The sequence below is a fragment of the Rhodococcus sp. Chr-9 genome (assembly GCF_000801125.1).
GTDB lineage: Bacteria > Actinomycetota > Actinomycetes > Mycobacteriales > Mycobacteriaceae > Rhodococcus > Rhodococcus pyridinivorans.
On the sequence record NZ_JTIZ01000035.1, the window covers coordinates 1 to 26914 of the forward strand.

General features: G+C 67.8%; 21 protein-coding genes and 2 pseudogenes. 9 read left to right on the forward strand and 14 right to left on the reverse strand.

The genetic code is table 11. The features are described 5' to 3' along the window. Positions 1-48: 48 nt before the first annotated feature. From QR64_RS03505 to QR64_RS03515, 3 genes are all read right to left on the reverse strand, one after another. Positions 49-2415, reverse strand: coding sequence for a hypothetical protein (locus QR64_RS03505; RefSeq protein ID WP_039584140.1), 2367 nt, complete (start codon positions 2413-2415; stop codon positions 49-51). After that, on the reverse strand, positions 2416-2733 hold the full coding sequence (locus QR64_RS03510; RefSeq protein ID WP_039584141.1) for a type VII secretion target: 318 nt from the start codon (positions 2731-2733) through the stop codon (positions 2416-2418). It abuts the gene before it with no gap. A gap of 94 nt (positions 2734-2827) precedes the next feature. Beyond that, complete coding sequence (locus QR64_RS03515) at positions 2828-3856, reverse strand: FAD-dependent monooxygenase (RefSeq protein ID WP_033098115.1); 1029 nt, start codon at positions 3854-3856, stop codon at positions 2828-2830. Between the two features lie 59 nt (positions 3857-3915). Here QR64_RS03515 and QR64_RS03520 point away from each other — a divergent pair, with 59 nt between their 5' ends. The 3 genes from QR64_RS03520 to QR64_RS03530 all read left to right on the forward strand — a co-directional run bounded on the left by QR64_RS03520 (position 3916) and on the right by QR64_RS03530 (position 10825). After that, positions 3916-4485, forward strand: coding sequence for a TetR/AcrR family transcriptional regulator (locus QR64_RS03520; protein WP_235366988.1), 570 nt, complete (start codon positions 3916-3918; stop codon positions 4483-4485). 300 nt (positions 4486-4785) lie between these two features. Continuing rightward, positions 4786-9381, forward strand: a complete 4596-nt coding sequence (gene gltB, locus QR64_RS03525; protein ID WP_006553331.1) for a glutamate synthase large subunit — start codon at positions 4786-4788, stop codon at positions 9379-9381. Further along, positions 9374-10825, forward strand: a complete 1452-nt coding sequence (locus tag QR64_RS03530; RefSeq protein WP_006553332.1) for a glutamate synthase subunit beta — start codon at positions 9374-9376, stop codon at positions 10823-10825. The genes gltB and QR64_RS03530 overlap by 8 nt, the downstream gene beginning before the upstream one ends. A gap of 77 nt (positions 10826-10902) precedes the next feature. On the opposite strand, the gene QR64_RS03535 is transcribed toward QR64_RS03530, so the two are convergent. Further along, positions 10903-11385, reverse strand: a complete 483-nt coding sequence (locus tag QR64_RS03535) for a DoxX family protein (RefSeq protein WP_019290420.1) — start codon at positions 11383-11385, stop codon at positions 10903-10905. Between the two features lie 189 nt (positions 11386-11574). Here QR64_RS03535 and QR64_RS03540 point away from each other — a divergent pair, with 189 nt between their 5' ends. After that, entirely contained in the window at positions 11575-12345 is a 771-nt protein-coding gene (locus QR64_RS03540; protein ID WP_235366989.1) for a hypothetical protein, read from the forward strand. A 200-nt stretch (positions 12346-12545) separates the two neighbouring features. Next, the gene (locus QR64_RS03545; protein ID WP_082937705.1) at positions 12546-13388 is read left to right on the forward strand and encodes a cutinase family protein; all 843 of its coding nucleotides are present in this window, start codon (positions 12546-12548) and stop codon (positions 13386-13388) included. Positions 13389-13391: 3 nt separating this feature from the next. On the opposite strand, the gene QR64_RS03550 is transcribed toward QR64_RS03545, so the two are convergent. After that, positions 13392-14303, reverse strand: coding sequence for an SDR family NAD(P)-dependent oxidoreductase (locus QR64_RS03550; protein WP_039584146.1), 912 nt, complete (start codon positions 14301-14303; stop codon positions 13392-13394). 36 nt (positions 14304-14339) lie between these two features. Beyond that, positions 14340-14981 (reverse strand): MSMEG_1061 family FMN-dependent PPOX-type flavoprotein, encoded by a 642-nt coding sequence (locus tag QR64_RS03555; protein WP_006553337.1) that lies wholly within the window; start codon positions 14979-14981, stop codon positions 14340-14342. Between the two features lie 179 nt (positions 14982-15160). On the opposite strand from QR64_RS03555, the gene QR64_RS03560 reads away from it, so the two are divergent. After that, positions 15161-15643 (forward strand): nuclear transport factor 2 family protein, encoded by a 483-nt coding sequence (locus QR64_RS03560; RefSeq protein ID WP_033098119.1) that lies wholly within the window; start codon positions 15161-15163, stop codon positions 15641-15643. 56 nt (positions 15644-15699) lie between these two features. Here QR64_RS03560 and QR64_RS03565 read toward each other — a convergent pair whose 3' ends face one another. From QR64_RS03565 to QR64_RS27505, 5 genes and pseudogenes are all read right to left on the reverse strand, one after another. Beyond that, positions 15700-16299 (reverse strand): histidine phosphatase family protein, encoded by a 600-nt coding sequence (locus QR64_RS03565; protein ID WP_019290415.1) that lies wholly within the window; start codon positions 16297-16299, stop codon positions 15700-15702. 44 nt (positions 16300-16343) lie between these two features. After that, positions 16344-19676, reverse strand: a complete 3333-nt coding sequence (gene lysX / locus QR64_RS03570) for a bifunctional lysylphosphatidylglycerol synthetase/lysine--tRNA ligase LysX (RefSeq protein ID WP_411908072.1) — start codon at positions 19674-19676, stop codon at positions 16344-16346. Between the two features lie 130 nt (positions 19677-19806). Then, complete coding sequence (locus QR64_RS27500) at positions 19807-20868, reverse strand: MMPL family transporter (RefSeq protein ID WP_411908073.1); 1062 nt, start codon at positions 20866-20868, stop codon at positions 19807-19809. Then, a pseudogene (locus QR64_RS28785) lies at positions 20845-21121 on the reverse strand (MMPL family transporter); the annotation flags it as partial. The pseudogene QR64_RS28785 and the gene QR64_RS27500, both read right to left, overlap by 24 nt. A 1-nt stretch (position 21122) precedes the next feature. Further along, positions 21123-21829 (reverse strand): annotated as a pseudogene (locus QR64_RS27505) (MMPL family transporter); the annotation flags it as partial. 355 nt (positions 21830-22184) lie between these two features. Here QR64_RS27505 and QR64_RS03585 point away from each other — a divergent pair. Then, positions 22185-22961 carry a putative protein N(5)-glutamine methyltransferase gene (locus QR64_RS03585; protein WP_039584148.1) on the forward strand — a complete coding sequence of 259 codons (777 nt, stop codon included), beginning with the start codon at positions 22185-22187 and terminating at the stop codon, positions 22959-22961. Positions 22962-22983: 22 nt separating this feature from the next. Here QR64_RS03585 and QR64_RS03590 read toward each other — a convergent pair whose 3' ends face one another. The 3 genes from QR64_RS03590 to QR64_RS03600 all read right to left on the reverse strand — a co-directional run bounded on the left by QR64_RS03590 (position 22984) and on the right by QR64_RS03600 (position 25068). Beyond that, positions 22984-23802, reverse strand: coding sequence for an anti-sigma factor (locus tag QR64_RS03590; RefSeq protein WP_039584149.1), 819 nt, complete (start codon positions 23800-23802; stop codon positions 22984-22986). Continuing rightward, complete coding sequence (locus tag QR64_RS03595; RefSeq protein WP_024102602.1) at positions 23795-24367, reverse strand: sigma-70 family RNA polymerase sigma factor; 573 nt, start codon at positions 24365-24367, stop codon at positions 23795-23797. The genes QR64_RS03590 and QR64_RS03595 overlap by 8 nt, the downstream gene beginning before the upstream one ends. Positions 24368-24444: 77 nt before the next feature. Further along, complete coding sequence (locus tag QR64_RS03600; protein WP_006553346.1) at positions 24445-25068, reverse strand: DUF1365 family protein; 624 nt, start codon at positions 25066-25068, stop codon at positions 24445-24447. 482 nt (positions 25069-25550) lie between these two features. On the opposite strand from QR64_RS03600, the gene QR64_RS03605 reads away from it, so the two are divergent. Beyond that, a complete protein-coding gene (locus QR64_RS03605) occupies positions 25551-26222 on the forward strand; it encodes a fasciclin domain-containing protein (RefSeq protein WP_039584152.1) in 672 nt (223 codons plus the stop codon). Positions 26223-26252: 30 nt separating this feature from the next. Further along, entirely contained in the window at positions 26253-26843 is a 591-nt protein-coding gene (locus QR64_RS03610; protein ID WP_019290406.1) for a lipocalin family protein, read from the forward strand. Positions 26844-26914 lie beyond the last annotated feature (71 nt).

Here is a 26914-nt window from a genome sequence, read left to right on the forward strand (position 1 = left end):
CGCACCCAGCCGGCACCAGTACCACTGCTAACTGCGAAGAGCCCGAAATCACGCACCGTAGTTCCAGTGTTCGCCTCCGTGCGGAACGACATCGTTCACGACAATGTCGCGGAAACTGTCCTCACCGTCTCTTTGATCTGCGTAGACAATGTTCCGGAGGTCGCCCTGACCCAAGAAGGAACTACGGAGATAGCCGTCGATAGCATGCCGTTCTATCCCTGACTCGACCAGCGTGTTATCCCCGATATTCGCCAAGGCAGCGTCCCCGATGTTGTTGCGATCTTTGAGGACGCCGTTCTCGTGCCATGCCAATGGGAGGTTCGCCGGATCGACTGTGCCAGAATCGACCAACGCGCCGATCATGTTGTATCTCCGAGTATTCTCAGCACCCGTCTCCGTCAGATACATTTCGGAATCGAACCCCTCGACCCCCGACGGATGCCCCACGTATCGCCCTTCAGCATCGACGATTTCGGATTGCAACAGAACCCCTGTCGAGTACACGAGCGGACCCGTGACCACGCCACCCGGCAACGCCGTCACCGCACCGGTGACGAGGGTTTGGGCCACGGCATACGCGTCTGCTCTGGACTGGTTCCGGTTGTCGATCGCCGCCTGCTCGACCAGCTTCTCGTTCTCGTAGGTACTGCTCAAACCGACCTCGACGAGGCTTTGCAACCGGCCCGAATACGTTCCGTAGCTGTACTTGTTCACACCGTCGAGTTGTTCGAGAGCGAACCGGCGGTCGAAATCGGTGGCCTGCGCGATTGCTGCACCGTTGAGAAGGGCACCTGCCGCGGGGTCGGTGTTCATGAGGGTGAATACGCGCGTCGCCGGGACGGGGCCGAGTTCACCGAAGCCGCTGGTGGCGGTGGCGTCGTCGACGGAACCGACCATGTCGCCGACGAACGGTGACAGGGCGGTCGCGAAGGAACGGACAGCAACAGGATTGACGTCACCTATGGTCAGGTCGGTTTCTTCCCGGGAGGCACCCGGCATATGGAGGAAACGGTTGAAGTTGTTGTCGGAGTTCCACTCAGACTCCGGCGCAGACAACACCTCGGCCAAACCGAATGCTGCCTCGCCCGCACGTTCGGCTCGGATTACTGCTGCGGGGTCACCCGGGTCGGCGGGCAACGCGTCGGCAGCGATCCACTCCGTCAGGCCGGCCAGAGTTGCTCCGTCGTCGGCCCATTCGCGGGTGAGCAGCGGAACGAGCACCTCGTCCCTACTGAAGTCCGCAGGGCTGCCGTCGACGTCGGTGCCGGTGAGCAGGTGATACGACGTGTCGGTGTTCCGGGTGGCGAGGTCGAGGAATGTGCTTGCCGTGTGGTCGTAATAGGAAGGGTCGGGGGTGGGAATGATGTGGGGATCGGCGTAGGTGGGGATGCCCGCCATGTATCCGGCGACCCGGCTCATCTCGATGCCCATCTCGGTTCCGGGTCGATACTGAGGGTTGGCCTCGCCGAGTATCGCGCCGAGTCGATCCAGCCGGTCCAGTGGTTCACCGGGGTGCTCGGCGTTCGGGTCGGGTTCGTAGCCGTATCGAATGGTGTCTCGGATGTCCTGCGGCACCGACTCCCACGACCCGCCGTATTCGGGATTCGACAGGATGAGCAGACCGTTGCCGAGGCCGTCGGCCCAGCGCGCCGCGTCGGGCTTGCCTTCGGCTTCCCATGTCTTGTACGTCTCGTGCAGGTTCGCCAGTTCGTCCTCGTCGAGGCTGTTGTAGAAGGCGTCGAGGTACTCGATGCTCGCACCCGACGGTAGCGACAGGGTGCGTCCGATGCGTTCGAGATCGGTATCGCGTGCAGCCCCGGATGCTAGGAGCGCAGCGTCGGCAGCACCGTCCGGAGCATCGATGGAATGTGTGTTCTGGGAACGGAATTCACCGCCGAATGTGGAGAGCCGGTTGCTGACCTGCTCGAGTCGGACGGCGGCGTCTCGATCCAGTTCGTCGAATGTGCGCACCGCCGATTTCAGTTGGACCTCGAAGTTCATGGCGGTGTCGTCGAGACCCGCTTGCACGACGAGGTCGGTCTGCGCGTCGCCCGTGTGGGTTCGGGGTGCCTCGACCCGCGCGTCGTCGTGGACGGTGAAGCCGGCTGCAACCGCGTTGTCGACGATTCCGACGACGGTGGCGCGGGCGGGAATGAGCGTGTTTGCGGCGTCGCGGAGGGCGTCGACCTGCTCGTCGACAGCGCGGCTGATGCCTTGGCCGGCCACCCGGTCACTCCACGCACGTGCCGCGGCGGCCGCCCCGCCTTCACCGTCCCATCCACCGAATGTGGAGTCCACATTCCGGTCGACGCGGTGGGTCGACTCCCGGAATGTGTTGTTTGCGGACTCGACCGCGTCGGCAGCCGTGGTGAGCGCAGCCGGATCGAGCGAGCGGATCGCGGAAGGAGACAACACCTACGGGGCCGTTCCTTCGAAGTCGGATCCGACGGCCGCGAGTTGGCGGCTGAATTCCTCCTCGGCCACCTCGTAGTTCCGTGCGGCCGCTTCGGTGGCCTCGGCCATGCGTCGCAGGCAGTTGGCCATAGCGCGGTAGGCGGTGTCGAGTGGTGCTCCCGCGCGTCCGGCGACACCACCAACCGCTGAGGATGGCATCGCGCCCGCTACCGACTCGAGCGCCGCGGACGGTTCCAACGCGTAGATGGTCTCGGCTTCTCCCTCCAGGGCGTAGGCCAGGCTCTTCAACGAGTCCGGGTCGACCTTCAGCGCTGACATCAGCTCACCAACTCCTGTCCGGCAGACGTTCCATCAGGGTTGGACGCAGCAGCGTGACGATCGGTTCCCTCGACCGGGTGATTTTCGGAACGTTTCAGGCGATGCGGCCGAATGCTGTGATGGAGGAGTCGCGGAGAGATGTCAGCCGGGACGCGGTCGCGATCCTGGCGACCGCCCGTGACGCGGGCACGAGGAGCTGGGTGCGGCGTCGACGGGCACGGTCATAGCGCTGCAGAGCGATCGGTACCGGATGCTCGGACAACAGCGTCGCGAGTGTCGTGGCGTCGACGATTGCTTCGCATGCGCCGCGGCCGAGATTCGGTGCCATCGCATGCGCCGCGTCGCCGATCAGTGCGGTGTTGCCGCGGACGTACGACGGGAGACGGGGGGATTCGTACAGGTCGTGGTACATGACGTCGTCGGGGTCGAGGCGGCCGAGGATGTCGCGTACGCCGGGGTGCCAGTCGTGGAAGCGGCCGTACAGGTCGTCGAGGGTGCCGCCGGTGCCTTCGGTGGTGCGGACGGCGGCGAACCAGTTGGTGAGGTCGCCGTCGCGGTCGGTGATTCCGAAGAGCGCGCCGGGACCCCAGGTTTCTCCATGGTTCGTGGTGGAGCCGCCGACCCAGCCGCGCCACGCTCCGTACCCGGTGTGCACGGGCCGGTAGGCCGGACCGAACACCTCGTCACGTACCGCACTGCCGATTCCGTCCGCGCCGATCATCACGTCGTATCCGGCGAGGGCCGTGAGCGGTGGCGCGGGGGCGTCGAACTTCACGATGTGGTCGGGGAGGCCGGACAGCAGGATGTCGAGGAGGGCGGGCCGGGAAACCATGACCGGTGCCCGGCGAAGGTCCCCGACGTGGGCGAGCACCACACCGTCCCAGCGTCTGAGCGTCGCGGAGCGCTGTGGCACGCCGAGTTGTTCCACCCGTCCGCCGACGCCGGCAACTTCGAGTGCGGCCAGGGCAGGAGGCCACATCCCGAGCGCGGTGCCGGTGCGCGGAGGCTCCGGAGATCGTTCGAACACGTCGATGTGCCATCCGTGGCGGAGGAGGGTGTTCGCGGCGGTGAACCCTCCGATTCCGCCGCCGAGGATCGCCGCACTGCCTGGCTTCACGGTCATGTCATGACGGTACTACGTATGTAGTGGACAGTCACTACCCCTGTAGTGATCCTCGTAGAATGTCTCTCGTGACCGACAAACGCGCCACCGTCCTCGACGCCGCAATCGAACTCGTGGGGACCGAAGGATTGCGCGCCCTCACCCACCGCCGCGTGGATGCCATCGCCGGTGTGCCGGCCGGCTCCACGTCGAACTACTTCCGCACCCGCCAGGCTCTCGTCGAAGGGGTGCTCGACAGGCTCCTCGAGCGGGACCGGGTCCAGCTCGAGGCGATCGGCGCCGCGTTGCCGGGGGACGCACGTGAGCTCGAAGACCTGGCGCACGGATATGTGATGTTCGTGACGGGGGGCGACCTCGTGCGGACCCGCGCACGCTTCGCGATGTTCGTCGAGGCGATGGCGACGCCCGAACTGCGTGCCGGGGTCGAAACCCGCCGCAGCGAACTGCGCGGATGGATCGGGACCGTGCTCGCGGGCCTCGGCGTCGACGATTCCGCCACCGCCGCGCGGGTTCTCATCGACTACCTGGACGGACTGATCCTGCATCGCTGCACCTCGCTGGACGACGGGCCGGACCCGCGCGACGGCGTGTCCCGAATGGTGCGAATGCTGCTTTCCACGGCAGGGTGACGCCCGCGATTCCGGTGCGTTACGGCTGCGTTTCCGCAGGTGGGCGGAAGAATAGGGCAGGCTTGCTTGCATTACCCCCCGCCACCTGGCATATCGTTCGTTTCGAAGACGGTGGGACCACGACGTCCCACCGGTCGCCGGGTCCACGCTCGCGCTGCCGAAAAGGCACCCGCACCGTCGCGGATGAGCGGATACTGGCGATGTCGAAGGTATCGGGCACCCGGCCGATACCCGTCTACGGCAGTAGATGGCCATCAGCGCTGCTGGTCGTCGGTGCTATCGCATCAACGAAGGCTAGGTATGATTCATCTCCCCGGGCCTCGAGGGCTCTACCACCCGGCGAACGAGCACGACTCCTGTGGCGTCGCGTTCGTCGTCGACATGCACGGTCGTCGCAGTCGCGACATCGTGGAGAAGGCGATCACCGCCCTGGTGAATCTCGAACACCGCGGTGCAGCGGGAGCGGAACAGAACACCGGCGACGGCGCCGGCATCCTGATCCAGGTCCCCGACGCCTACTTCCGTGAGGTCGTCGACTTCGATCTTCCCGCCGAGGGCGCATACGCGACCGGTATCGCGTTCCTGCCCAAGGACACCGCCAAGGCCGACGCCGCGGCCGCCGAGGTCGACCGCATCGTCGCCGAAGAGGGCCTCGAGGTCCTCGGCTGGCGCGAGGTGCCGATCGACGAGTCCGAGCTGGGTTCCATGGCCAAGGACGCCATGCCCACCTTCCGGCAGATCTTCATCGCCTCCGGCGCCCGCGCGCTCACCGGCCTCGAGCTCGAGCGCCGCGCGTACGTCGTGCGCAAGCGCACCGAGCACGAGCTCGGCCACCACGGCGCGGGCGAGGACGGTCCCGGCAGCGAGACCGTCTACTTCCCGAGCCTGTCGGCATCGACCTTCGTCTACAAGGGCATGCTCACCACGCCCCAGATGAAGGGCTTCTACCGCGACCTGCAGGACGAGCGCGTCGTCTCGGCCCTCGGTCTCGTGCACTCGCGCTTCTCCACCAACACGTTCCCGTCGTGGCCGCTCGCGCATCCCTTCCGCCGCGTGGCGCACAACGGCGAGATCAACACCGTCACGGGCAATGCCAACTGGATGCGCGCCCGTGAGGCACTCATCGACACCGAGGTCTTCGGCGGTCGCGACAAGCTCGAGAAGATCTTCCCGGTCTGCACGCCGGGTGCGTCCGACACCGCGCGTTTCGACGAGGTGCTCGAACTGCTGCACCTCGGTGGTCGCAGCCTGCCGCACGCCGTGCTCATGATGATCCCCGAGGCGTGGGAGCGCCACGACTCGATGGATCCGGCCCGTCGCGCGTTCTACGAGTACCACGCGGCCCTCATGGAGCCGTGGGACGGACCGGCCTCGGTGTGCTTCACCGACGGCACCGTCATCGGCGCCGTGCTCGACCGCAACGGCCTGCGCCCCTCGCGTGCCTGGGTCACCGACGACGGCCTCGTCGTCATGGCCTCCGAGGTGGGTGTGCTCGACATCCCCACCGAGAAGATCGTCAGCAAGCGTCGCCTGCAGCCGGGCCGCATGTTCCTCGTCGACACGGCCAAGGGCCGCATCGTCGAGGACGAGGAGATCAAGCGCGAGCTCGCCGCCGAGCATCCCTACGAGGAGTGGGTCGCAGGCGGCGTCACCCGTCTCGAGGATCTGCCCGAGAGCAAGTACACCTACATGTCGCACGAGCGTGTCGTGCTGCGGCAGCAGGTATTCGGCTACACCCGCGAAGAGGTCGACCTCCTCGTCAAGCCGATGGCAGCCTCCGGAGCCGAGGCGCTCGGCTCGATGGGCACCGACACGCCGATCGCCGTGCTGTCGTCGCGTCCGCGTCAGCTGTTCGACTTCTTCTCGCAGCTGTTCGCCCAGGTCACCAACCCGCCGCTCGACGCGATCCGCGAGGAGATCGTCACCAGCATGGGCGGCATGCTCGGCCCCGAGGGCGACCTGCTGAACCCGACCGAGGCGTCGTGCCGGCAGATTCTCATCGGTGCGCCGGTCATCGACAACGACGACCTGCAGAAGCTCATCCACGTCAACGACGAGAAGCAGTTCCCCGGCTTCAACAGCGTCATCATCCGCGGCCTGTACCCGGTCGCGGAGGGCGGTGAGGGTCTGCGTCGCGCCCTCGCCTCGATCCGCGAGCAGGTCTCGCAGGCCATCGAGAAGGGCGCACGCCTGATCGTGCTGTCCGACCGCGAGTCCGACGAGAAGCTGGCGCCGATCCCGTCGCTGCTGCTCACCTCCGCGGTGCACCACCACCTCGTCCGCGAGAAGACCCGCACCAAGGTCGGTCTGCTCGTCGAGGCCGGCGACGCCCGCGAGGTCCACCACATCGCCGCCCTGTGCGGTTTCGGTGCGGCCGTGGTCAACCCGTACATGGCGTTCGAGAGCATCGACGAGCTGTTGCAGAACGGCGACCTGCCCGAGGGCATGACCCTCGACAAGGCCATCGCCAACTACATCAAGGCGGCCTCGAAGGGCGTGCTCAAGGTGATGTCCAAGATGGGCATCTCCACGCTCGCCTCCTACACCGGTGCGCAGCTGTTCCAGGTCATCGGCCTGTCGCAGGAACTCGTCGACGAGTACTTCACCGGTCTGCAGTCGCAGCTCGGCGGTGTCGGTCTCGACGAGATCGCCGCGGACGTCGCGGCCCGTCACCGCACGGCCTTCCTCGACCGCCAGTCCGAGCGCGCGCACCGCGAGCTCGAGGTGGGTGGCGAGTACCAGTGGCGTCGTGAGGGCGAGTACCACCTGTTCAACCCGGACACGGTGTTCAAGCTCCAGCACGCGACCCGCACCGGCCAGTACTCGATCTTCAAGGAGTACACGAAGCTCGTCGACGACCAGTCGGAGCGACTCGCGTCGCTGCGCGGTCTGTTCGAGTTCAAGAAGGGCGTGCGCCCGCCGGTGCCGCTCGACGAGGTCGAGCCGGCGAGCGAGATCGTCAAGCGCTTCTCGACCGGTGCGATGAGCTACGGCTCCATCTCGGCCGAGGCGCACGAGACCCTCGCGATCGCGATGAACCGTCTCGGTGGCCGCTCGAACTCCGGTGAGGGCGGCGAGCATCCGAGCCGTTTCACCCCGGACGAGAACGGCGACTGGCGGCGCTCGGCGATCAAGCAGGTCGCCTCGGGTCGCTTCGGTGTGACCGCGCACTACCTGAGCAACTGCACCGACATCCAGATCAAGATGGCGCAGGGCGCGAAGCCCGGTGAGGGCGGCCAGCTGCCGCCGCACAAGGTGTACCCGTGGGTCGCCGAGGTCCGTGGTTCGACGCCCGGCGTCGGCCTGATCTCGCCGCCGCCGCACCACGACATCTACTCGATCGAGGATCTCGCGCAGCTGATCCACGACCTGAAGAACGCCAACCCGAAGGCCCGCATCCACGTGAAGCTGGTCTCCGAGCTCGGTGTCGGCACGGTCGCCGCGGGTGTGTCGAAGGCACACGCCGACGTCGTGCTCATCTCGGGTCACGACGGTGGTACCGGCGCGTCGCCGCTGACCTCCCTCAAGCACGCGGGTGCTCCCTGGGAGATCGGTCTCGCCGAGACCCAGCAGACGCTGATGCTCAACGGTCTGCGCGACCGCATCGTCGTGCAGGTCGACGGCCAGATGAAGACCGGCCGCGACGTCGTGGTCGCCGCTCTCCTCGGCGCCGAGGAGTACGGTTTCGCGACCGCGCCGCTCGTGGTCTCGGGCTGCATCATGATGCGTGTGTGCCACCTCGACACCTGCCCCGTGGGTGTCGCGACGCAGAACCCGGTGCTGCGCAAGCGGTTCACCGGTAAGCCGGAGTTCGTCGAGAACTTCATGCTGTACATCGCCGAAGAGGTGCGCGAGTACCTCGCCGAACTCGGTTTCCGCAGTCTCGACGAGGCCATCGGCCAGGTGGACGTCCTCGACACCCGCAAGGCCGTCGAGCACTACCGCGCGTCGAAGCTCGACCTGTCGCCGCTGCTCGAGAAGGTCACCTCCCCGATCTTCGGTGAGCAGGACATGCACTGCACCAAGGAGCAGTACCACGCTCTCGACAAGGCACTCGACAACGAGCTGATCGCGAAAGCGCAGCCCGCTCTCGAGTCGGGTACGTCGGTCTCGTTCGACACTCCGATCACCAACGTCAACCGCACCGTCGGCACGATGCTCGGCCACGAGCTCACCAAGAAGTACGGTGCGGAAGGGTTGCCGGACAACACGATCGACATCACCTTCGCAGGTTCGGCCGGCAACAGCTTCGGTGCGTTCGTCCCGCGCGGCATCACGATGCGGCTCAACGGCGACGCGAACGACTTCGTCGGCAAGGGCCTGTCGGGTGGTCGCATCATCGTGCGCCCGCCGCACAATGCGGCCGAGGGTTTCGTGCCCGAGGACAACATCATCGCCGGCAACGTCATCCTGTTCGGTGCCACCTCGGGTGAGGTCCTCATCCGTGGCATCGCGGGTGAGCGCTTCGCGGTCCGCAACTCCGGAGCCACGGCCGTCGTCGAAGGCGTCGGCGACCACGGCTGCGAGTACATGACGGGTGGCAAGGTCGTCATCCTCGGCAAGACCGGCCGCAACTTCGGTGCGGGCATGTCCGGTGGCGTCGCGTTCGTGTACAACCCGGACAAGGACTTCGAGAACAACCTGAACACCGAGCTGGTCGACCTCGAGGATCTCGAGGGCGAGGACTTCGCGTGGCTCAAGGGCGCCGTCGAACGGCATCGTGACGAAACGGGCTCCGAGGTCGCAGCCCGCATCCTGGCCGACTGGTCACAACAGGTCAGCCACTTCGCGAAGGTCATGCCTCGCGATTACAAGAAGGTACTCATGGCTATCAAGGACGCCACCATCCGTGGTGCGAACGTGGACGAGGCGATCATGGAGGCTGCTCGTGGCTGATCCCACCGGTTTCCTCAAGCACGGTTCCCGCGAGACGCCGGTCCGCCGGCCTGTCCCGCTGCGACTCCTCGACTGGAAGGAGGTCTACGAGCCGTTCCCGCTCGACACCCTCCGGACCCAGGCAAGCCGTTGCATGGACTGCGGTATCCCCTTTTGCCACAACGGTTGCCCGCTCGGGAATCTCATCCCCGAGTGGAACGACCTCGCCTACAAGGGTAAGTGGGAGGACGGGATCGAGCGTCTCCACGCCACGAACAACTTCCCCGAGTTCACCGGCCGGCTCTGCCCGGCGCCCTGCGAGGCGTCGTGCGTGCTCGGCATCAACCAGGACCCGGTGACCATCAAGCAGGTCGAGGTCGAGCTGGTCGAGAAGGCCTTCGACGACGGCCGCGTCAAGCCGGTTCCGCCGTCGAAGCTCACCGGCCGCAAGGTCGCGGTAGTCGGCTCCGGGCCTGCCGGTCTCGCTGCGGCACAGCAGCTCACGCGTGCCGGTCACTCGGTGACGGTGTTCGAGCGGGCCGACCGCATCGGTGGTCTTCTCCGTTACGGCATCCCCGAGTTCAAGATGGAGAAGCGCTTCATCGACCGCCGCCTCGCGCAGATGGAGGCCGAGGGCACCGTCTTCAAGCCGGGCGTGAACGTGGGTGTCGACATCACCGCCGATGAGCTGCGCGAGCAGTTCGACGCCGTGGTGCTCGCCGGCGGCGCGACCGTCGCCCGCGACCTGCAGATCCCCGGACGCGAGCTCGACGGCATCCACCAGGCGATGGAGTTCCTGCCGATCGCCAACCGCGTGCAGCTCGGCGATCTGCCGGCCCCGACCATCACGGCCGAGGGTAAGAAGGTCGTCATCATCGGCGGTGGCGACACCGGCGCCGACTGCCTGGGCACCTCGCACCGTCAGGGTGCGGAGAGCGTCCACCAGTTCGAGATCATGCCGCGGCCGCCGGAGCAGCGCGCCGAGTCCACCCCGTGGCCGACCTACCCCCTCATGTACCGCGTCTCGTCGGCGCACGAGGAGGGCGGCGAGCGCGTCTTCTCCGTCAACACCGAGGAATTCATCGGCAAGGACGGCAAGGTCACCGCGCTGAAGGCGCACGAGGTGCAGATGGTCGACGGTCGCTTCGAGAAGGTCGAAGGAAGCGACTTCGAACTCGAGGCCGATCTGGTGCTGCTCGCGATGGGCTTCACCGGTGCCGAGAAGCCGGGTCTGCTCACCGATCTCGGGGTCGACTTCGACCAGCGTGGCAACGTCGCCCGTTCGTCGGAGTGGTCCACCAACGTCGACGGTGTCTTCGTCGCCGGCGACATGGGTCGCGGACAGTCGCTCATCGTCTGGGCGATCGCCGAGGGTCGCGCGTGCGCCGCTGCGGTGGACCGCTTCCTCGAGGGTGAGACGGCGTTGCCGGCGCCGATCGCGACCACCACGATGCCGCAGCGCTGAACGAGGTACGACCACTGGGCCGCACACCGGAAGGTGTGCGGCCCAGTGGCGTTCGGGGGGAGGCGTTCGTGGGTGGGTCAGGCGTCGACGAGCGACGCGGGATCGGTGTCGGTTGCGGTGGCCGGCGCCGGTTCGGGTGTGGCCTCCTCGCGCCGCCGCGCGAGGAGGCGATCCACGGCCCACGATCCGGAGCCGAGGAAGATCAGGACGAACATCGCCCAGCAGAACAGCGCGGCGGATTCACCGTCGTTCTGGATGGGCAGTGCGCCGTCGGCCTGGTGACCCCAGAAGTAGGCGTACGCCATCGATCCGGAGCCGAGGAAGGCCGCGAGCCGGGTACCGAGACCGACGATCAGGGCGGTGCCGCACACGACCTGGATGATCGCACCCCACCAGCCGGGCCATGCGCCGAGTTGTGCGGTGGTTCCGCCGTAGGGTTCCGCCGGCCACGCCCACAGGCTCGTGGTGCCGTGGCAGAGGAACAGGAAACCGACGGCGATGCGGAAGGCGGCGACGGCGTGATCGCCGAAACGGTCCGGCCAATGGCGCACTGAGTTCATCACGTGCGGAAGTAAAGCATGCCTACCCTTACATGCGGGGTGCTTGGTCATCGTTCCTCGGGTTTCGGTGGAGCTGCCCCTGCTTTCCGGGGGTGGATCCACAGAAATCCGCTCAACAGGGACCACCGGACGCGCTGCGCTTGTGATATTTCCGTGTCGCCGGGCGTCGCACCCGTTATGGTTCTGCGCATGACGGCTACGAGACGGGCACTGGCGACGGTCGTGATGGGTGCGGGTGCCGTCGTGGCTGCCGTCGCGGCGGCTCCGGCCGCGACCGCGGACCCTGCGGACGCGTGCATCCGCAACGGTGGCGGGCTCGTGACGATCGACGGCGCCGAGCCCGTCCCACCGGTTTTCGGATTCGACGGTCCCCGCCTGCTCGGACTCCAGGGCGGCGTCGGCAACGCATGCATCACCAACGTGGGTCCCGGCGCCGTGACCGTCACGCATCCCGAGGGGCGTGTCCCGGGACGCACCGAGGTGTCCACCGCGCTCGTGGAGATGCGGGTCGACGGCGGGCTCGGCAACGTCGCCGTCACCAATGTCGGTACCGGTGCGGTCACGGTGCACCGGACGGAGGTCACGCCCGAGCCCGTTGCGGGGCCTGCACAGGCTCCGCTCCCCGGGATGCCGGAGCTGATCCTCGACGCGGGAACCGACGGCGTCTTCGTCACGAATGTCGGTACGGGCGGTGTCACGGTCGTCGACCGTGCCGTCGCGCCGGCGGAGCTCCCGGCCCCGCCACCGCCTCCGCCGGGCGCGGTGGTCGCCGATCCGTTCAGCGGAAACATCTATGTGACAAACCTTTTCGGGCCCGACATCGTCGTCGCGGAACCCGCCTCGACCGCCGAAGGGAGCGTCGTCGAGCGGCCGGTTCCGGGAACGGCGGTCGACTACGGGACGGGCAACGTCTTCGTGACGAACATCGGTGGGGGACAGGTGACCGTCGTCCGCGGTTGATCCGCCGGCCCCGTCGTTTCCCGACAACGTTCCGGACTCGGATACATCACATCCGGTTCACGAATATGTCATCCTTCTACTCGATACTGCCGGGGAGGGACGCGGCACCAGGACAGTAGCGGGGCGGGGACATGGCTATGAGAAGAGTGTGGGCGGCAACGGTGGCCGCAGTGGCGGCATGTGCAGCAGTATTCGCCGCAATGCCTGCGGCGCAAGCCAATCCGCCCGGATGTCCGACCCTGAACGTGGTCGCTGTGCCTGGAACATGGGAGACCTCGAACACCCCCGACCCCGGCCGCGGGAACGGCATGCTCGCCCAGGTCACGTCCAATCTTCCCGCCGGCGCCCGCGTCGACTACGTCGCGTATCCCGCCACGGCCTTTCCGTGGGAGGGCGACGTGTACGCGGCCTCCCGCAATCGCGCCGTCGACAACGCACGCGGCATCATCGCGGCCACCGCCGAGCGGTGCCCCCTCACGAACTTCGCCCTCGTCGGCTACAGCCAGGGTGCCGATGCCGCAGGCGATCTCGCCGCCGAGATCGGCACCGGGCTGGGAGTGATCGGTCCGCACCGCCTCGTCGCGGTGGGTCTGCTGTCCGATCCGCGCCGCTCCGAACTCGACCCGTTCGTCGGTCCGCCCGTCGCCGGCACCGGTGCGGGAGGTGCCCGCGCGGGAGGCTTCGGATTCGTAACGCCCAACGTGCGCACCATCTGCGCGGTGGGCGACCTCTACTGCTCGACGCCGCCGGAGGACTTCGTCACGCGACTGGCCGGCTTCCTCGCGATCTCGGCGGGCAGCCCGTTCGAGCAGCTCGAGAACTACCGCGACGAGGCGACGGCGCTCTACAACGACATCATGACCGCCGGGGGCATCCCGATGCTGCAGCTACAGCTCACGCCCGAGGCGAACGAGCTGCGCGAGCAGAAGATCCGAACCTTCTACGAGTCGCAGATCCACCAGGACTACTCGAACTACGTGGTCGACGGTCGCGGAACGACGGCCACGCGGTGGCTGCACGACTGGATCGCCTCGAAGACCTGACCATCAATCGATGTCGAATCGTGCGCCCACACGCATGACACGGGGCGCGAAGCGCATCAGCCACTTGCGGACCTTCGCGCCCGGGGCGACCGTCACCACAGGCTTGTTGTGACGGACCGCCCCGACGATCGCCTTGGCCACCTTCTCCGGCGCGATGTGCAGGCGCCGGTACATCGCGAGGGTGCGGGTGCGTCGTGCTGCTCGTAGTTCCTTGTTCGGCGCGACGTACTCCGTCGCCCGGGTGAGGTTGGTGTCCACCAGGTCGGGACACACGACGGTCACGCCGATCCCGTGTTCGAGCAGTTCGGCGCGCAGGCACTCCGACAGCATGAACACCCCGGCCTTGCTCGTCGTGTAGGCGGCGAGGTTGCGTTGCGGCATGTACGCCGCGGCCGACGAGACGTTGACGATCTGCCCGCCCGTGCCGGCCTCGATCATCTGCTCCGTGAAGGCGCGGCAGCCGTAGACCACTCCCCAGAAGTTCACGTCCATCACGTTCTGGAAGACGCTCTGCGGAGTGTCGGCGAAGGCACCGATGACACCGATGCCCGCGTTGTTGACGAGCACGTCGGCGACGCCGTGCCGTTCGCGAACGGTCTGCGCGAACTTCCGGACCTGCTGTTCGTCGGAGACGTCGAGTTCGTAGGCGTGAGCGGCGCCGCCGAAGACGGCCTCGGAACCTCCGGCACCGGGAGCCGGGACGTTCACGAGCGCCACCGTCTCGCGGGCGCTGTCGAGATCCTTGTCTGCCACGACGACGATGGCACCTTCGGCGGCGAAGGCGATCGCCGAGGCCCGGCCGATCCCGCCACCACCACCGGTGACGACGACGAGGGCGCCGGTCAGGTCGCGCAGGCGGCTGCGTAGTGCAGCGCCGGCGCGCCAGCGGCGTATCTGGGCGATCCGAGAGGTCACCCCACCATCGTGACGCACTCGCCGCGTGTGGTCCGGTCAGTACAGGAACTCGCGGTAGAGCTCGCGTTTGCCCGGCTCGGCGTCGGCCGGGATCTCGATCGAGTGGAGTTCGGCGTGCATGTCGCGCATCGAGGGGACCGCCGCACGGTCGGGATAGGTCGACGGATCCCACAGCTTGGCGCGGAGCAACGCCCGCGCGCAGTGCAGGAAGACCTCGTCGATCTGCACGATCACAGCGAGCTGCGCCGGCTTGTTCTGCAGCGACAGCTTCCCGAGCAGGTCGGGGTCGGTCGACAGCGTGGCGCGGCCGTTGATCCGCAGCACCTCCTCGTCGCCGGGGACGAAGAACAGCAGCCCGACGTGAGGGTTCTCGAGGATGTTCCGGTACGAGTCGGCGCGGCGATTGCCGGGCCGGTCGGGCAGCGCGATCGTGTGGTCGTCGAGGACGAGCACCGCCGACTCGATGTCGCCGCGCGGCGAGCAGTCGCAGTTGCCGACGGCGTCGGCGGTGGCGATCGTGAAGAACCGCGCCAGCGACAGGAAATGCCTGATGAGCGGCGTCAGGTGTGGTCGCGCCTTGTCGACGATCGCCGGGTGCGGAATGCCCAGGACGGCCTCGAGCTCGTCCTGTGTCCGTATCCCGCCCTGTACGAGTTCGTCGATCCTGTCCGCATCCATCCGGTGCACCTCCGGCGGTGACCGTATCAATCCTGCACGGGAAGATCATGTCGGCGTCCGTGTCATGCCCTGGTCAGGGGCTGCACAGTCGATTGCTTCCGGTCACCGGGACGACCCGGGAGGCAGGACTCCGGACCCCGGTAGAACGGGTGGCGACGCCCCCGCCCGGAAGGATCGAGATGACCGACTCCGCCCTGCTGGCCTCCCTCCTCGAACGCGTACAGCTCCTTGAGGACAAGGCTGCGATCCACGAGGTCCTCACGGCGTACGGCCCGGCCGTCGACGCCGGTGACGCCGAGGCGGTGGGGGAACTGTGGGCCGAGGACGCCGTCTACGACGTCGACATCCGCCTGATGGAGGGTCGCGACGCCATCATGAAGATGGTGCGCACCCGACCGCACCAGGACTACATCGAGGAGGGCTGCGGTCATCTGCTCGACCCGGTGCACATCCGGGTCGGCGGCGACACCGCCGTCGCGACCTGCCACTCCCTGCTGCTGCGCCGCAACGCCGATTCGGATTCGTTCCGGGTGTGGCGGGTGAGCGCCAATCGTTTCGAACTCGCCCGGATCGACGGCAGCTGGAAGATCGTGCGCCGCACGTCGCGGTTGCTCGACGGCAGCACCGCCGCCCGTGACCTCCTCGCGAGCGCACGGCGCTGAACCCACGACTCGCGGGTGGGCGCTGGGGGCTCACCCGCGGCCGGCTCCCGGGGCGCTCACACGCGCAGGGTGTCGCGTACGTGCCCGGTCTCGTTGATCGACGCGACGCGGCGCGCGCCGCTGCGTGAGACGAGGATGCGCGTCACCGACGCGTACTCGATGGGGAACATCAGCGGCCGGGGCAGCTCGAGCAGGTGCTGCAGCACGATGTTCACGACCCCACCGTGGGCGAACAGCGCCACGGTCTCGGCGTGGTCGCACGTGTCCACCACGTGGTCGATCCCTCGCAGCACCCGCGTGCGGAAGGCGTCCCCGTCCACGAAATCGGGCAGGTGACCTGCCAGGATGCGCTTGTAGGCGGCCGGTGCGACGTCCTTCGCGGCGTCGATCGTGAAGTAGTGGTCGTGGCCGTAGTCGTACTCGGCAATGTCCTCCATCTTCTCCACGTCGAGCCCGCGTCGTTCCGCGACCGGCTCGGCCGTCTGCAGGGCCCGCAACTGCGGGCTCGAGAACAGGCGGGTGATGTTGTAGGGGGACAGCGCGTCCGGCAACCGCGACGCCTGGAGACGACCGGCCTCCGTGAGCGGCGGGTCGGCGCCCCCGGTCTCGGCGCGGGCGTTGTTCGGCTCGGCGTGACGGATCAGGAGTAGCTGCACGACCTCACGATGCCAGGTGGAGCGGTTTCACGTGAAACCACCCGTCAGGAGCGCCGCGGCTTCGTGAACGGGAACGCCAGCGACTCGCGGATGCTCCCTCCCAGTACGAGCATCACGATCCGGTCGACACCCATACCGAGGCCGCCGGTGGGAGGCATCGCGTATTCGAGTGCTTCGAGGAACTCCTCGTCGAGTTCCATCGCCTCCTCGTCACCGCCCGCGGCGAGCAGCGACTGCTCCGTGAGGCGAGCACGCTGGTCGAGCGGATCGGTGAGCTCGCTGTAGGCGGTCCCCAGCTCGACACCCCAGGCCACCAGGTCCCACTTCGCCGCGACACCCGGCTTGCGGGGGTGCGGCCGGGTCAACGGCGACACCGAGGTCGGGAAGTCGGTGTAGAAGGTGGGGAACTCCGTCTTCGATTCGACGAGGTGCTCGTACATCTCCTGCGCGGTGGCGCCGGCGTCCCAGGCCGGGTTGTAGGGGATCTCGTGCTCGTCGCACAGGCGTCGCAGGACGTCGACGGGGGTCTGCGCATCGACGAATGTCCCGAGCGCCTCGGAGATCGCGTCGTGGAAGGTCTTGACGGGCCACTCGCCGGAGATGTCGATCTCGACCGGGATACCGTCGGGTCCGGGCCGCAGGATGATCTCGCGTCCGTGTGCCGCGCGGGCCGCTGCCTGGATCAACTCGCGTGCGACCACCCGCATCTTCTCGTAGTCGCTGTGCGCCTCGTATGCCTCGAGGATCGTGAACTCCGGGTTGTGCTTGAAATCCGCACCCTCGTTGCGGAACACCCGGCCGATCTCGAAGACCTTCGCCATGCCCGCGACGCACAACCGCTTCAGATACAGCTCGGGGGCGATCCGCAGGTACAGATCGGCGTCGTAGGCGTTGATGTGCGTGATGAACGGTGCGGCGTTCGCGCCGCCGTGCACCGACTGCAGGATGGGGGTCTCCACCTCGAGATAGCCGCGCGCCTGCAGTTCGTCGCGTAGCGACCGCACCACCGCGCTGCGTGCCGCGAGGTGGTCGCGTGCCCCGCGGTCGATCGCGAGATGCAGATAGCGTTGTCGCACGCGGGCTTCCGGGTCGACGAGGCCGTGGTACTTGTCGGGCAGCGGATGCAGGCACTTGCCGTCGATGCGCCACGAGTCGGCGAGCACCGAGATCTCGCCGGTGCGGCTGCGTCCCACCTCGCCCGACACCTCGACGAGGTCACCGAGGTCGAACAGGAAGCGTTGTCCGGCAACCCGTTGCCGGTCGATGAGGATCTGGATGTCGCCCGACCAGTCGCGCAGCACCGCGAACAGCACACCGCCGAAGTTGCGGATGCGCAGCAGGCGTCCCGCCACGGTCACCGGGGTGCCGGACTTCGCGGCCCGGGCCTCGGCGGCCGTGTGGGTCGGGGGATGCGCGACCGGATAGGGATCGACACCGTGCTCGACGATCCGCTGCAGGGTGTTCATCCGCACCTGGACCTGTTCGGGGCGGCGACGTCCGTGCGAGACGGCGGGCGTGCCGTCGGCAAGCTCGACGTCGGGTGCGCTGCCGTCGTCGTGCAGTTCTGCCGCGGCCACCTGGTCCTCGGGGAACGCCGAGTGTGTTCCCGTGTGCTGCTGGGTGTTCCGACGACCGAAGGTGGGGAGGGTGAGGAAGCCCTCGGCGATCGCCGACGCGAGCGCGACGCGCGGGATGAGCCGGTTGTCGCGGAAACACAGGAAGCGGGGCACCCATTCGGGGTGGTACTTGACGTTGGACCGGTACAACGCCTCGAGCTGCCACCACCGTGAGAAGAACAGCAGGATCGACCGCCACAACCGCAGGATCGGGCCGGCACCGATCCGCGCGCCCTCCTCGAAGACCGACCGGAAGACCGCGAAGTTCAACGAGATCCGCTCGACGTCGAATTCGGCACCGCGTGAGGCGAGCTCGGAGACCATGAGTTCGACGACGCCGTTGGGGGCCTGCGGGTCGCGGCGCATGAGGTCGAGTGACACGCCGTCCGATCCCCAGGGCACGAGCGAGAGCATCGCGACGACCTTGCCGTCCGCGACCGCTTCGACGAGCAGGCAGTCGCCGTCGAGCGGGTCGCCGAGCCGGCCGAGGGCCATCGAGAAACCGCGCTCGTTTTCGGTGTCGCGCCAGACCTCGGCGCGCTGGATCGCCGCCGACAGCTCGATGGGTGACAGTTCGCGGTGACGCATGATCCGCGCGGTCACACCGTGTTTGCGGGCGCGGTTGACGGCCTGCCGCACCGGTCGCATGTCGCGTCCGGTGAGACTGAAGTCGCGGGTGAGCAGGACGGCCTCGTCGCCGAGCTGCAGCGCGTTCAGACCCGCACGGTGGTAGGCCGTCGCACCGTCCTCGCTCGCCCCCATCACCGCGGGTGTCCACCCATAGGCGCGGGCGAGGTCGAGCCATTCGTCGATGGCGTGCGGCCACGCTTCGGGGTTGCCGATCGGATCACCGCTCGCGAGGCACACGCCGAGTTCGACGCGGTAGGTCACCGCGGCCTTGCCGCTGGGGGCGAACACCACGGCCTTATCGCGGCGGGTCGCGAAGTAGCCGAGCGAATCGTCGCTCTGGGCGAGCAGACCGCGGATGGCCGATTCGTCACTGCCGGTGAGCGCGTTGCTCGCTCGCTGTGAACGGAACAGCACCACGACCGCCGCGAGCACGGCGAGGGCGCCGAGGAGGCCGAGGATCGTGTTGACCAGCCCGTTCGGGCGGCCACCGAACTGGTCGTTGTCGATGAACGTCAGCGCGGTGACGCGGTTGAGCGCCCACAGGAACCGGTCGGTAGCGGGCAGGGTGCCGGGGAACAGTTCCACCAGGCCCCAGCCGATGAGCGTCGCGACGACCAGACCACCCACGAGCACACCGAGTGCGGCCCAGGCGTTTCCGCGCCGCACGCGCGTGTAGAACTCGGGATAGGACAGCAGCAGGAGCGCGACGATCAGCAGATGGACGACCAACGCGACGAGGTGGTTCGGGTCGCGCTCGACGATACTCATCACGAGATTGGTGATGGAGAATCCGCCGAGGTAGATCGTCAGGATCCACCACGCGATGCGTTTTCGGCCGGCGATCGCACCGGCGAGCAGGCCGAGGACGAGCGCGAACGACAGGCTCGTGTCGGGGGCGTCGAAGTAGTACTCGTCGAGATATTCGCGCGGGGCGTGGATCCAGTAACGCAGGGTCGGGGAGATCGACCACAATGCGACCACGACCGCGTAGATGCCCAGGATCAGGCCGAAGATGTGCGGTACGGCGGACAGACGTCCACCGACACGGTCGGTCAGCGACGGCCGGGAGGGCGGTCGGGCGTCCTCCACCGGACGCGGGCGCTCGACAGGAGCGGCGGAATCCGCAGACATGGAATAGAACGGTAACGGGCAAACGCGGCAGCCGTGGGACGAACGGCCGCGGGACCGGATCACATGCCCGGTCCCGCGGCCGCTCTCATCCGCTCATGCGCCTGTCAGTAGCACTGCGCGCTCAGCGCGCTCATGAGCGCGGCGCTCCCGCGGTCGCGACGTCCTCGGTGGCGTCCGGCTCGGACGGTTCGGCCCGCGCCAGCTTGCTCGGCCACCAGATCTTCTTGCCGATGTCGATCGTCAGGGCCGGCACCACCAGCGACCGCACGAGCAGCGCGTCGAGCAGGACACCGAAGGCGACGATGAACGCCAGCTGAGCCAGGAACAGCAGTGGGATCACCGCCAGCGCCGAGAACGTGGCCGCGAGCACCACGCCGGCGGACGTGATGACACCACCGGTGACGGTCAGCGCCCGCAGGGTGCCCGCACGGGTGCCGACCTTCTTCGTCTCCTCGCGGACGCGGGTCATGAGGAAGATGTTGTAGTCGATACCCAGCGCCACGAGGAAGACGAACCCGAACAGAGGCACCACCGGGTCGGCGCCCGGGAAACCGAACAGGTGGTTGAACACGAGCGACGAGATGCCGAGGGTCGCCGCGAACGAGACGATCACGGTGAGCATCAGCAGGATCGGTGCGACGACCGCCCGCAGCAACGCGATGAGCACCAGCAGCACCACGAGCGTCACAACCGGGATGATGACGGTGCGGTCGCGGGTCGCGGTGTCCTTCGTGTCGAGGTCGACGGCCGTGGGTCCGCCGACGAGTGCCTCGGACCCGGGCACGGCGTGCACCGCCTCGCGGATGCGTTCGACGGTCTCCTCGGCGGCGAGGGAGTCGGCGGGATCCGAGAGCGTCGCCTGCACCGCGACCAGTCCGTCGACCACGCGCGGCGCGCCGTCGGGGCCGGGGACGGGCTGGACGGTCGTCACGCCCTCGACGCCCTCGGTGGCGCCGACGACACCCTCGAGCGCGCCTTCGCGGGCGACGACGATGCTGGGCGAACCGGTGCCGGCGTCGAAGTGCTCACCGAGCACCTCCTGGCCGGACTTCGAATCGGTTTGTAGGAGGAACAGATCCGAGGACGCGACACCGCTCGCCTTGAACTGCGGTGCCAGCAGGGCGAAGGCGACGAGCACGAGGCTGCACACGATCCAGATGGGACGCGGCTTCGACCCGACGAAGTCGGCCACCCGGCCCCACACCTTGTGGGACTTCTGCATGTCGTCGGCGTCGGCGTTCGGGTCGTAGACCGGGCGGGTGGGCCAGAACGCGACGCGGCCGAGCAGCACGAGCACTGCGGGCAGGAAGGTGAGCGACGCGAGGAACGACGTCGCGATGCCGATGGCGGCCACCGGGCCGAGACCGCGGTTGGAGTTCAGGTCCGACAGCAGTAGGCACAGCACACCGAGGATGACGGTGCCGGCCGACGCCGCGATCGGCTCGNGCGTACTTGTCCTGCTGCAGTCGCAGTTCCTCGCGGTACCGGGAGACCAGCAGCAGCGCGTAGTCGGTGGCGGCGCCGAACACGAGGATGAACATGATGCCCTGGCTCTGGCCGTTGAGCGCGATCGCTCCGGCGTCGGCGAGCACATAGATCAGCAGGCTCGCGAGGGCGAGTGCGAACAGCGCCGAAATGATGACGACGAACGGCAGGATCGGGCTGCGGTAGACCACCACGAGGATGACGAGGACGACACCGCCCGCGACGAGCAGGAGCAGTCCGTCGATGCCGCCGAAGGCCGACGACAGGTCGGCGGCCTGCCCGGCGGGGCCGGTGACGTAGACGGTCAGGCCGTCCGGTGCGCCTTCGAGGGCCGTCCGGAGTTCCTCGACGGCCTCCTGGACCTCCCCGGAGGCGTCGAGCGGCACGATCATCTGCGCCGCTGCGCCGTCCTCGGACGGGATCGGCGGCGGTCCGGCCGATTCGGTGGCGAGGAAGGCGAGGTCCTCGTCGGTGATCCCACCGTCGCGTTCGGCGACGACGATCGCGGGGATGAACTCGCTCTCGTTGAACTGCGCGTACAGCTCGTCCGCGCGGGTGGATTCGGCCGATGCCGGGAGGAAGGTGCTCGCGTCGTTGGAGGCGACCTCGCTGAGCTTGCCTGCGAACGGGCCGCCGCCACCGGCGGCCACGAGCCACGCGATGAGCAACAGGGCGGGTAGCAGCCACCGCCATCGGCCGGTTCTACGTGGGGGCGCGGTAGCAGTGCTCAAGATTCCTCCTGGCGTGAACGGATATGTCGACCCACCCGGGGGCGTGGACGCCTACCGGCGTGTGATCGAACTCGAGCGCGACGACGCGACCGGTGGCGACTCTCCGGTCGCGGTCTCGGACCCGGCGACCCTGCGCAGGCTCCTGCTCGAGATCGTTCGTTCCCACAGCGCTCCTCGTGACAGCCCGCGGAATACCCATGATCGGGAGATTCCACCCCTTCACGGGGTGTGAGCCGGCCCCCGCCCCGGGAAACGGAGAGATTCGCCGGATGAGCGCGCGGTAGGGTTCCGCATGGTCTCCGCCCACCGGACCCACGCCGACGTTGTCTCCGCACTGCGAGCGGCCGGGTGCGTGTTTGCCGAGGAGGAGGCGCAGCTGCTCGTCGAAGCCGCTCCCACACCCTCGGATCTGGAGCGGCTCATCGCGCGGCGGGCCGGCGGAGAACCCCTCGAACACGTACTGGGACAGGTCTTCTTCCACGGCAGGCGCATCGCGGTGCGAGAGGGGGTGTTCGTCTCCCGTCGCCGCACCGAGTACCTGGTGGACTGCGCGATCGAACTCGCGCGGCCCGGCGCCGTGATCGTCGACATGTGCTGCGGGTGCGGTGCCGTCGGTGCCACGCTCGCCACCGCCGTCGAGGCCTGCGAGGTCTACGCGGCCGACATCGATCCCGTCGCCGCCGCGTGTGCCCGCCTGAACCTGCCGCCCCACCGGGTGTTCGTCGGCGATCTGTTCGACGCCCTGCCGGGCACGCTGCGCGGTCGCGTCGACGTGCTCGTCGCCAACGCGCCCTACGTGCCGTCGGGGGCGATCGCGTCGATGCCGCGGGAGGCGCGCTGCAGCGAGCCGCGACATGCACTGGACGGCGGACCCGACGGACTGGACGTCCACCGTCGGCTCGTCGCCGACGCGGGTCGGTGGCTCACCGACGGTGGGTCGCTGCTCGTCGAGTCGGCCGCGTCGCAGGCACCCGTCGTGCGCGACCTCATGACCCGGGCCGGACTCGACGCCGACACGCGGGGTTTCGAGGAGGCCGACGCGACCGTCGTCATCGGCACCCGCCGATGACGTGCTCGCTGCCGCGAACATGTCAGTCGAGCGGCAGCTGAGCGAAGAGCGCGGTCGGCTGGGTCGACCCGCCCGTCGGTTCCACGCTGAAGGCGAGCGCGGTGGCACCCGAGATGTCCTCGAGCACCGCGGTCGTCGACGGCGCGACGTCGTCGGGTGTCATCGTGCCTGCGGGCTCCATTCCCTCGGGCCCGACCAGCCACATCTGGTAGACGCTGCCCTCGGCCGGCGGGGCGACGTTGTTCATCACCAGCACGCCGGCGTCCTCCTCCTTGGAGAACACCACGGTCGCGGTGCCGCCACCGTCGAGCTCGCCCGACGAGGTCCGTACGTCCTCGGCGGCGAAGACCCGCTCGCTCGTGCCCGGCTCGGACGTGTTCTGCCATTGACCGGCCACCACGACGCCGCCGATCGCGACGATCACGGCCGCTGCCGCGGCGAGCAGGAAGTTTCGCCGTCGGGCCTGGCGGCGCTCGTCGAGGGAGACGGGCGGGGGAGGGTGATCGTCCTCCGCCCGAGGTGCCTCGGTCGCCTCCGGGTCACCGGGTCGTTCCGTGTGCGTCTTCTCGGCGGGCGTCTTCGCGGTGAGTTCGGCGTGGACCAGATCGAGAAGTCGCACCCGGAGTTCGGGCGGCGGCTCGGTCGCGGTACCGGCCGACATCGCTGCGAGGGTCTCGCGGACCTCGCGGACCTCGACGCCGAACCGTTCGGCCGCCTCCGGGTCTGCTTCCGCGAGTCGCTCGGCAAGCTCTCGACGTTCGTCGGGCGTGACGGCATCCAATGCGAAGACGGGTGCCATGTCGAGCAGATCGTGCGAGGAATCGTTCGCCTCGTCAGCCATCCACAGTCACCCCCAGACAATTCTTCAGTCGTTTCAGGCCGTCCCGGATGCGCGACTTGACCGTCGGCAACGGGGACGAAAGTTCTTCTGCCACTTCGGTATACGTAAAGCCTCTGTAGTAGGCGAGCTCGACCGAGCGTCGCTGCAGTTCGGTGAGCGAACCCAGACACTCGTTCACCCGGCGGCGATCGTCGCGCTGCGCTACCTCCTCGCTCACCGAGTCGAAAGCCGCGTCGACGTTCGTCGAACCGTACTGCGACTCGCGGTCGGCTCCGGACTGTTCGCTGCGGACCCGGTCGACGGCACGCCGATGGGCGAGCGTGATGATCCACGACAGAGCGGAACCCTGACGCGGGTCGTACTTGTCGGCCGACCTCCATACCTGGAGGTAGACCTCCTGGGTGGTCTCCTCGCTGTAACCGGGATCCCGCAGGACCCGCAGCACCATGCCGAAGACTCGGGAACGCGTCGCGTCGTACAGTTCGGCGAACGCCGTAGGGTCTTGCCGGGCCACCCGCCCGAGCAGTTCGCCGAGGGTATCGGTATGGCCTCCGACGCCGGTCATCGGCTCAGTCCGCTCATCGAGGGAAAGCCTAGCCTGGACATTCCCTCCACTCAAGGCAACCGTGTCGACCACGAGCGTCACCCCATCCACATCCGAGCACGTAGAACAGTCGTGAGATCGGCCGGCAGCCGTTCGCCGCTGACGGTCGCGGTGAACACCGGGACGCCGGGTCGCCGCAGGGCGACCGAGACCGCGAACGTGTCGCCGGCCCGGGTGATGATGTCGATCTCGTCCGAGCGCAGCGTGTAACAGTGCCGTCCGTTCCGGCGCGAATGGATCTCCGCGACCACGCAGGCCAGGGAACCGCTCGGATCGTGACACCAGAACAGGTTCAGCGGATCCGATCCGAGACCGAGGCGCCGGATGTTCAGCAGCGCAGTGATGCGCCCGACCGGAACCCGCACCCCGTCGGCCACGAGCTGATCCTCGACCCGCCCGCGGAAGGTGTCCGAATCGCTCGCGACGAAGTGGTCCCACGGCTCGAACCGCATCAGCGTGCGCAACCACCAGGACGAAGGCATCGATTCGTCGACATCCATGACCCAGCTGAAGCCGCGGTACTCGAGCGAGGGGCGCTCGGCCGAGCCCTGCGCGTGGCGGACGAAGGTCCGGTAGATCGCCGGCACGACCGCCTCCCGGCCACCCGGGAACTCGACGTCGTCGCCGATCATCGCGACTGCGCGGGGAAGGTCAGGATGCATGGTCGTCTCCGGGGCACGGGGTCGGTTTCCCCGACAGTGTGCACGTGAGGAAATCGGCTGTGGTGTCGGCCCACCAGCGCGGGTCGGTGAGGAGGAAGTGCCCGGCTCCGGGCAGGGGATGCCAGCGCGTGTTCGCGCCCCGGTCTCCCGCCGCCGTCGTCCGGCTCTGCGCCATCCGCGGATCGGTCCGGGTGTCCTCCGACGCATGTGCAACTGCGACAGATGCCACGGACGCGGCGGTGTGGTGCCGACCGGACGCCCACCGGGCAACACGAATACGTGAGCCGGTCGGAGATCCTCGACGTCGTCCATGACCTGCATTCGGAGCCGACCGCAATACGGATGGGTCGAACACCGGATACCGATCCGAGAAAAAATCTCTCGATCCGACCCATCCGGGCCGACCCGAGGTTCGAATGACCGGTGACACACCTGATCGACGTGGCCGTTTCCGGCCACGGCCTACGAAGGGAACCACAGTCATGAACTTCACTGCGCGCAAGAGCCTGGCCGTCGTCGGAATCGGTGCGATGTCCCTGCTGGGTGTCGCGGCGTGTTCGGATGATTCGGGCACGGACACCACCGACACCACCACGATGGAGACCACCCAGGAGACAATGCAGGAAACCACTACGGCTGCAACCGGTACCGCAACCCCCGCTGCCGGCCCCGTCGGACCGGGCTGCGCCGATTATGTCGCCGCGAACCCTACCGGCCCGTCGTCCGTCGAGGAACTCGCGAACCAGCCTGTCGCCGAGGCCGCCGGAAACGTGCCGATCCTGACCACTCTCACGCAGGCCCTGTCCGGCCAGCTCAACCCCGACGTCAACCTGGTCGAGACGCTCAACGATGGCGAGTTCACCGTCTTCGCGCCGGTCGACGACGCGTTCGCCGCCCTGCCGCCGGAGACCGTCCAGACGCTGCAGACGGATTCGGCTCTACTGACCGACATCCTCACCTACCACGTGGTTCCCGGTGAGCTGACCCCGGCCGATATCGCCGGCACGCAGACCACCGTCCAGGGCGGCACCGTCGAGGTCGCCGGCGAGGGTGAGATGTGGACCGTCAACGACGCCAACGTGATCTGCGGTGGCATCGAGACCGAGAACGCCACCGTGTACCTGATCGACGGCGTTCTCATGCCCCAGCAGTAACCGATACCGGACGACGGAAAGGTAGAAGGCATGCGTAGATCCCGACACGGCGTTCGGGGGCTTGCGGCGGCGTTCATCGCCGCCGCAGGCGCGCTCCTGTTCGCCACGCCCGCCGCCGCAGCGCCGCTCACTCCGGTTCCCGAGCTCGACGTGAACCGGTATGTGGGGCAGTGGTATCAGCTCGCCGCCAATCCGGCTCCCTACAACATCGACTGCGCTCGCGACACGACGGCGTTCTACACGCTGCTCGACGAACGCAACGTGCGCGTGGAGAACTCGTGCACCACGTTCACCGGCGATCGTCGCGGGATCATCGGGAACGCCCGCGTGAACGACACTGCCGCACTGCATGTGTCTTTTCCGGGGGTACCCTTCCAGGATTCGCTCGACGGACCGAGCAACTACATCGTCACGTACCTCGCGAACGATTACTCGTGGGCAGTCGTCGGTGACCCGACGCGCATCTCCGGATTCGTGCTGTCGCGTTCGCCCGTCGTCAGCGACGACGCGTGGCGCGAGATCCGGAACGTCGTCGAGGCGAGCGGGTACAACTCGTGCCTGATGCTCACCTCGCCCACCACCGAGGGACTGCAGGACATCAAACCGCTCTGCGCCGTGTAACTCTCGGTCGATCGTGGTGGTGTGCGGATCCCGAGGAAGATCCGCACACCACCCCGATCCGTCGTCCCGAG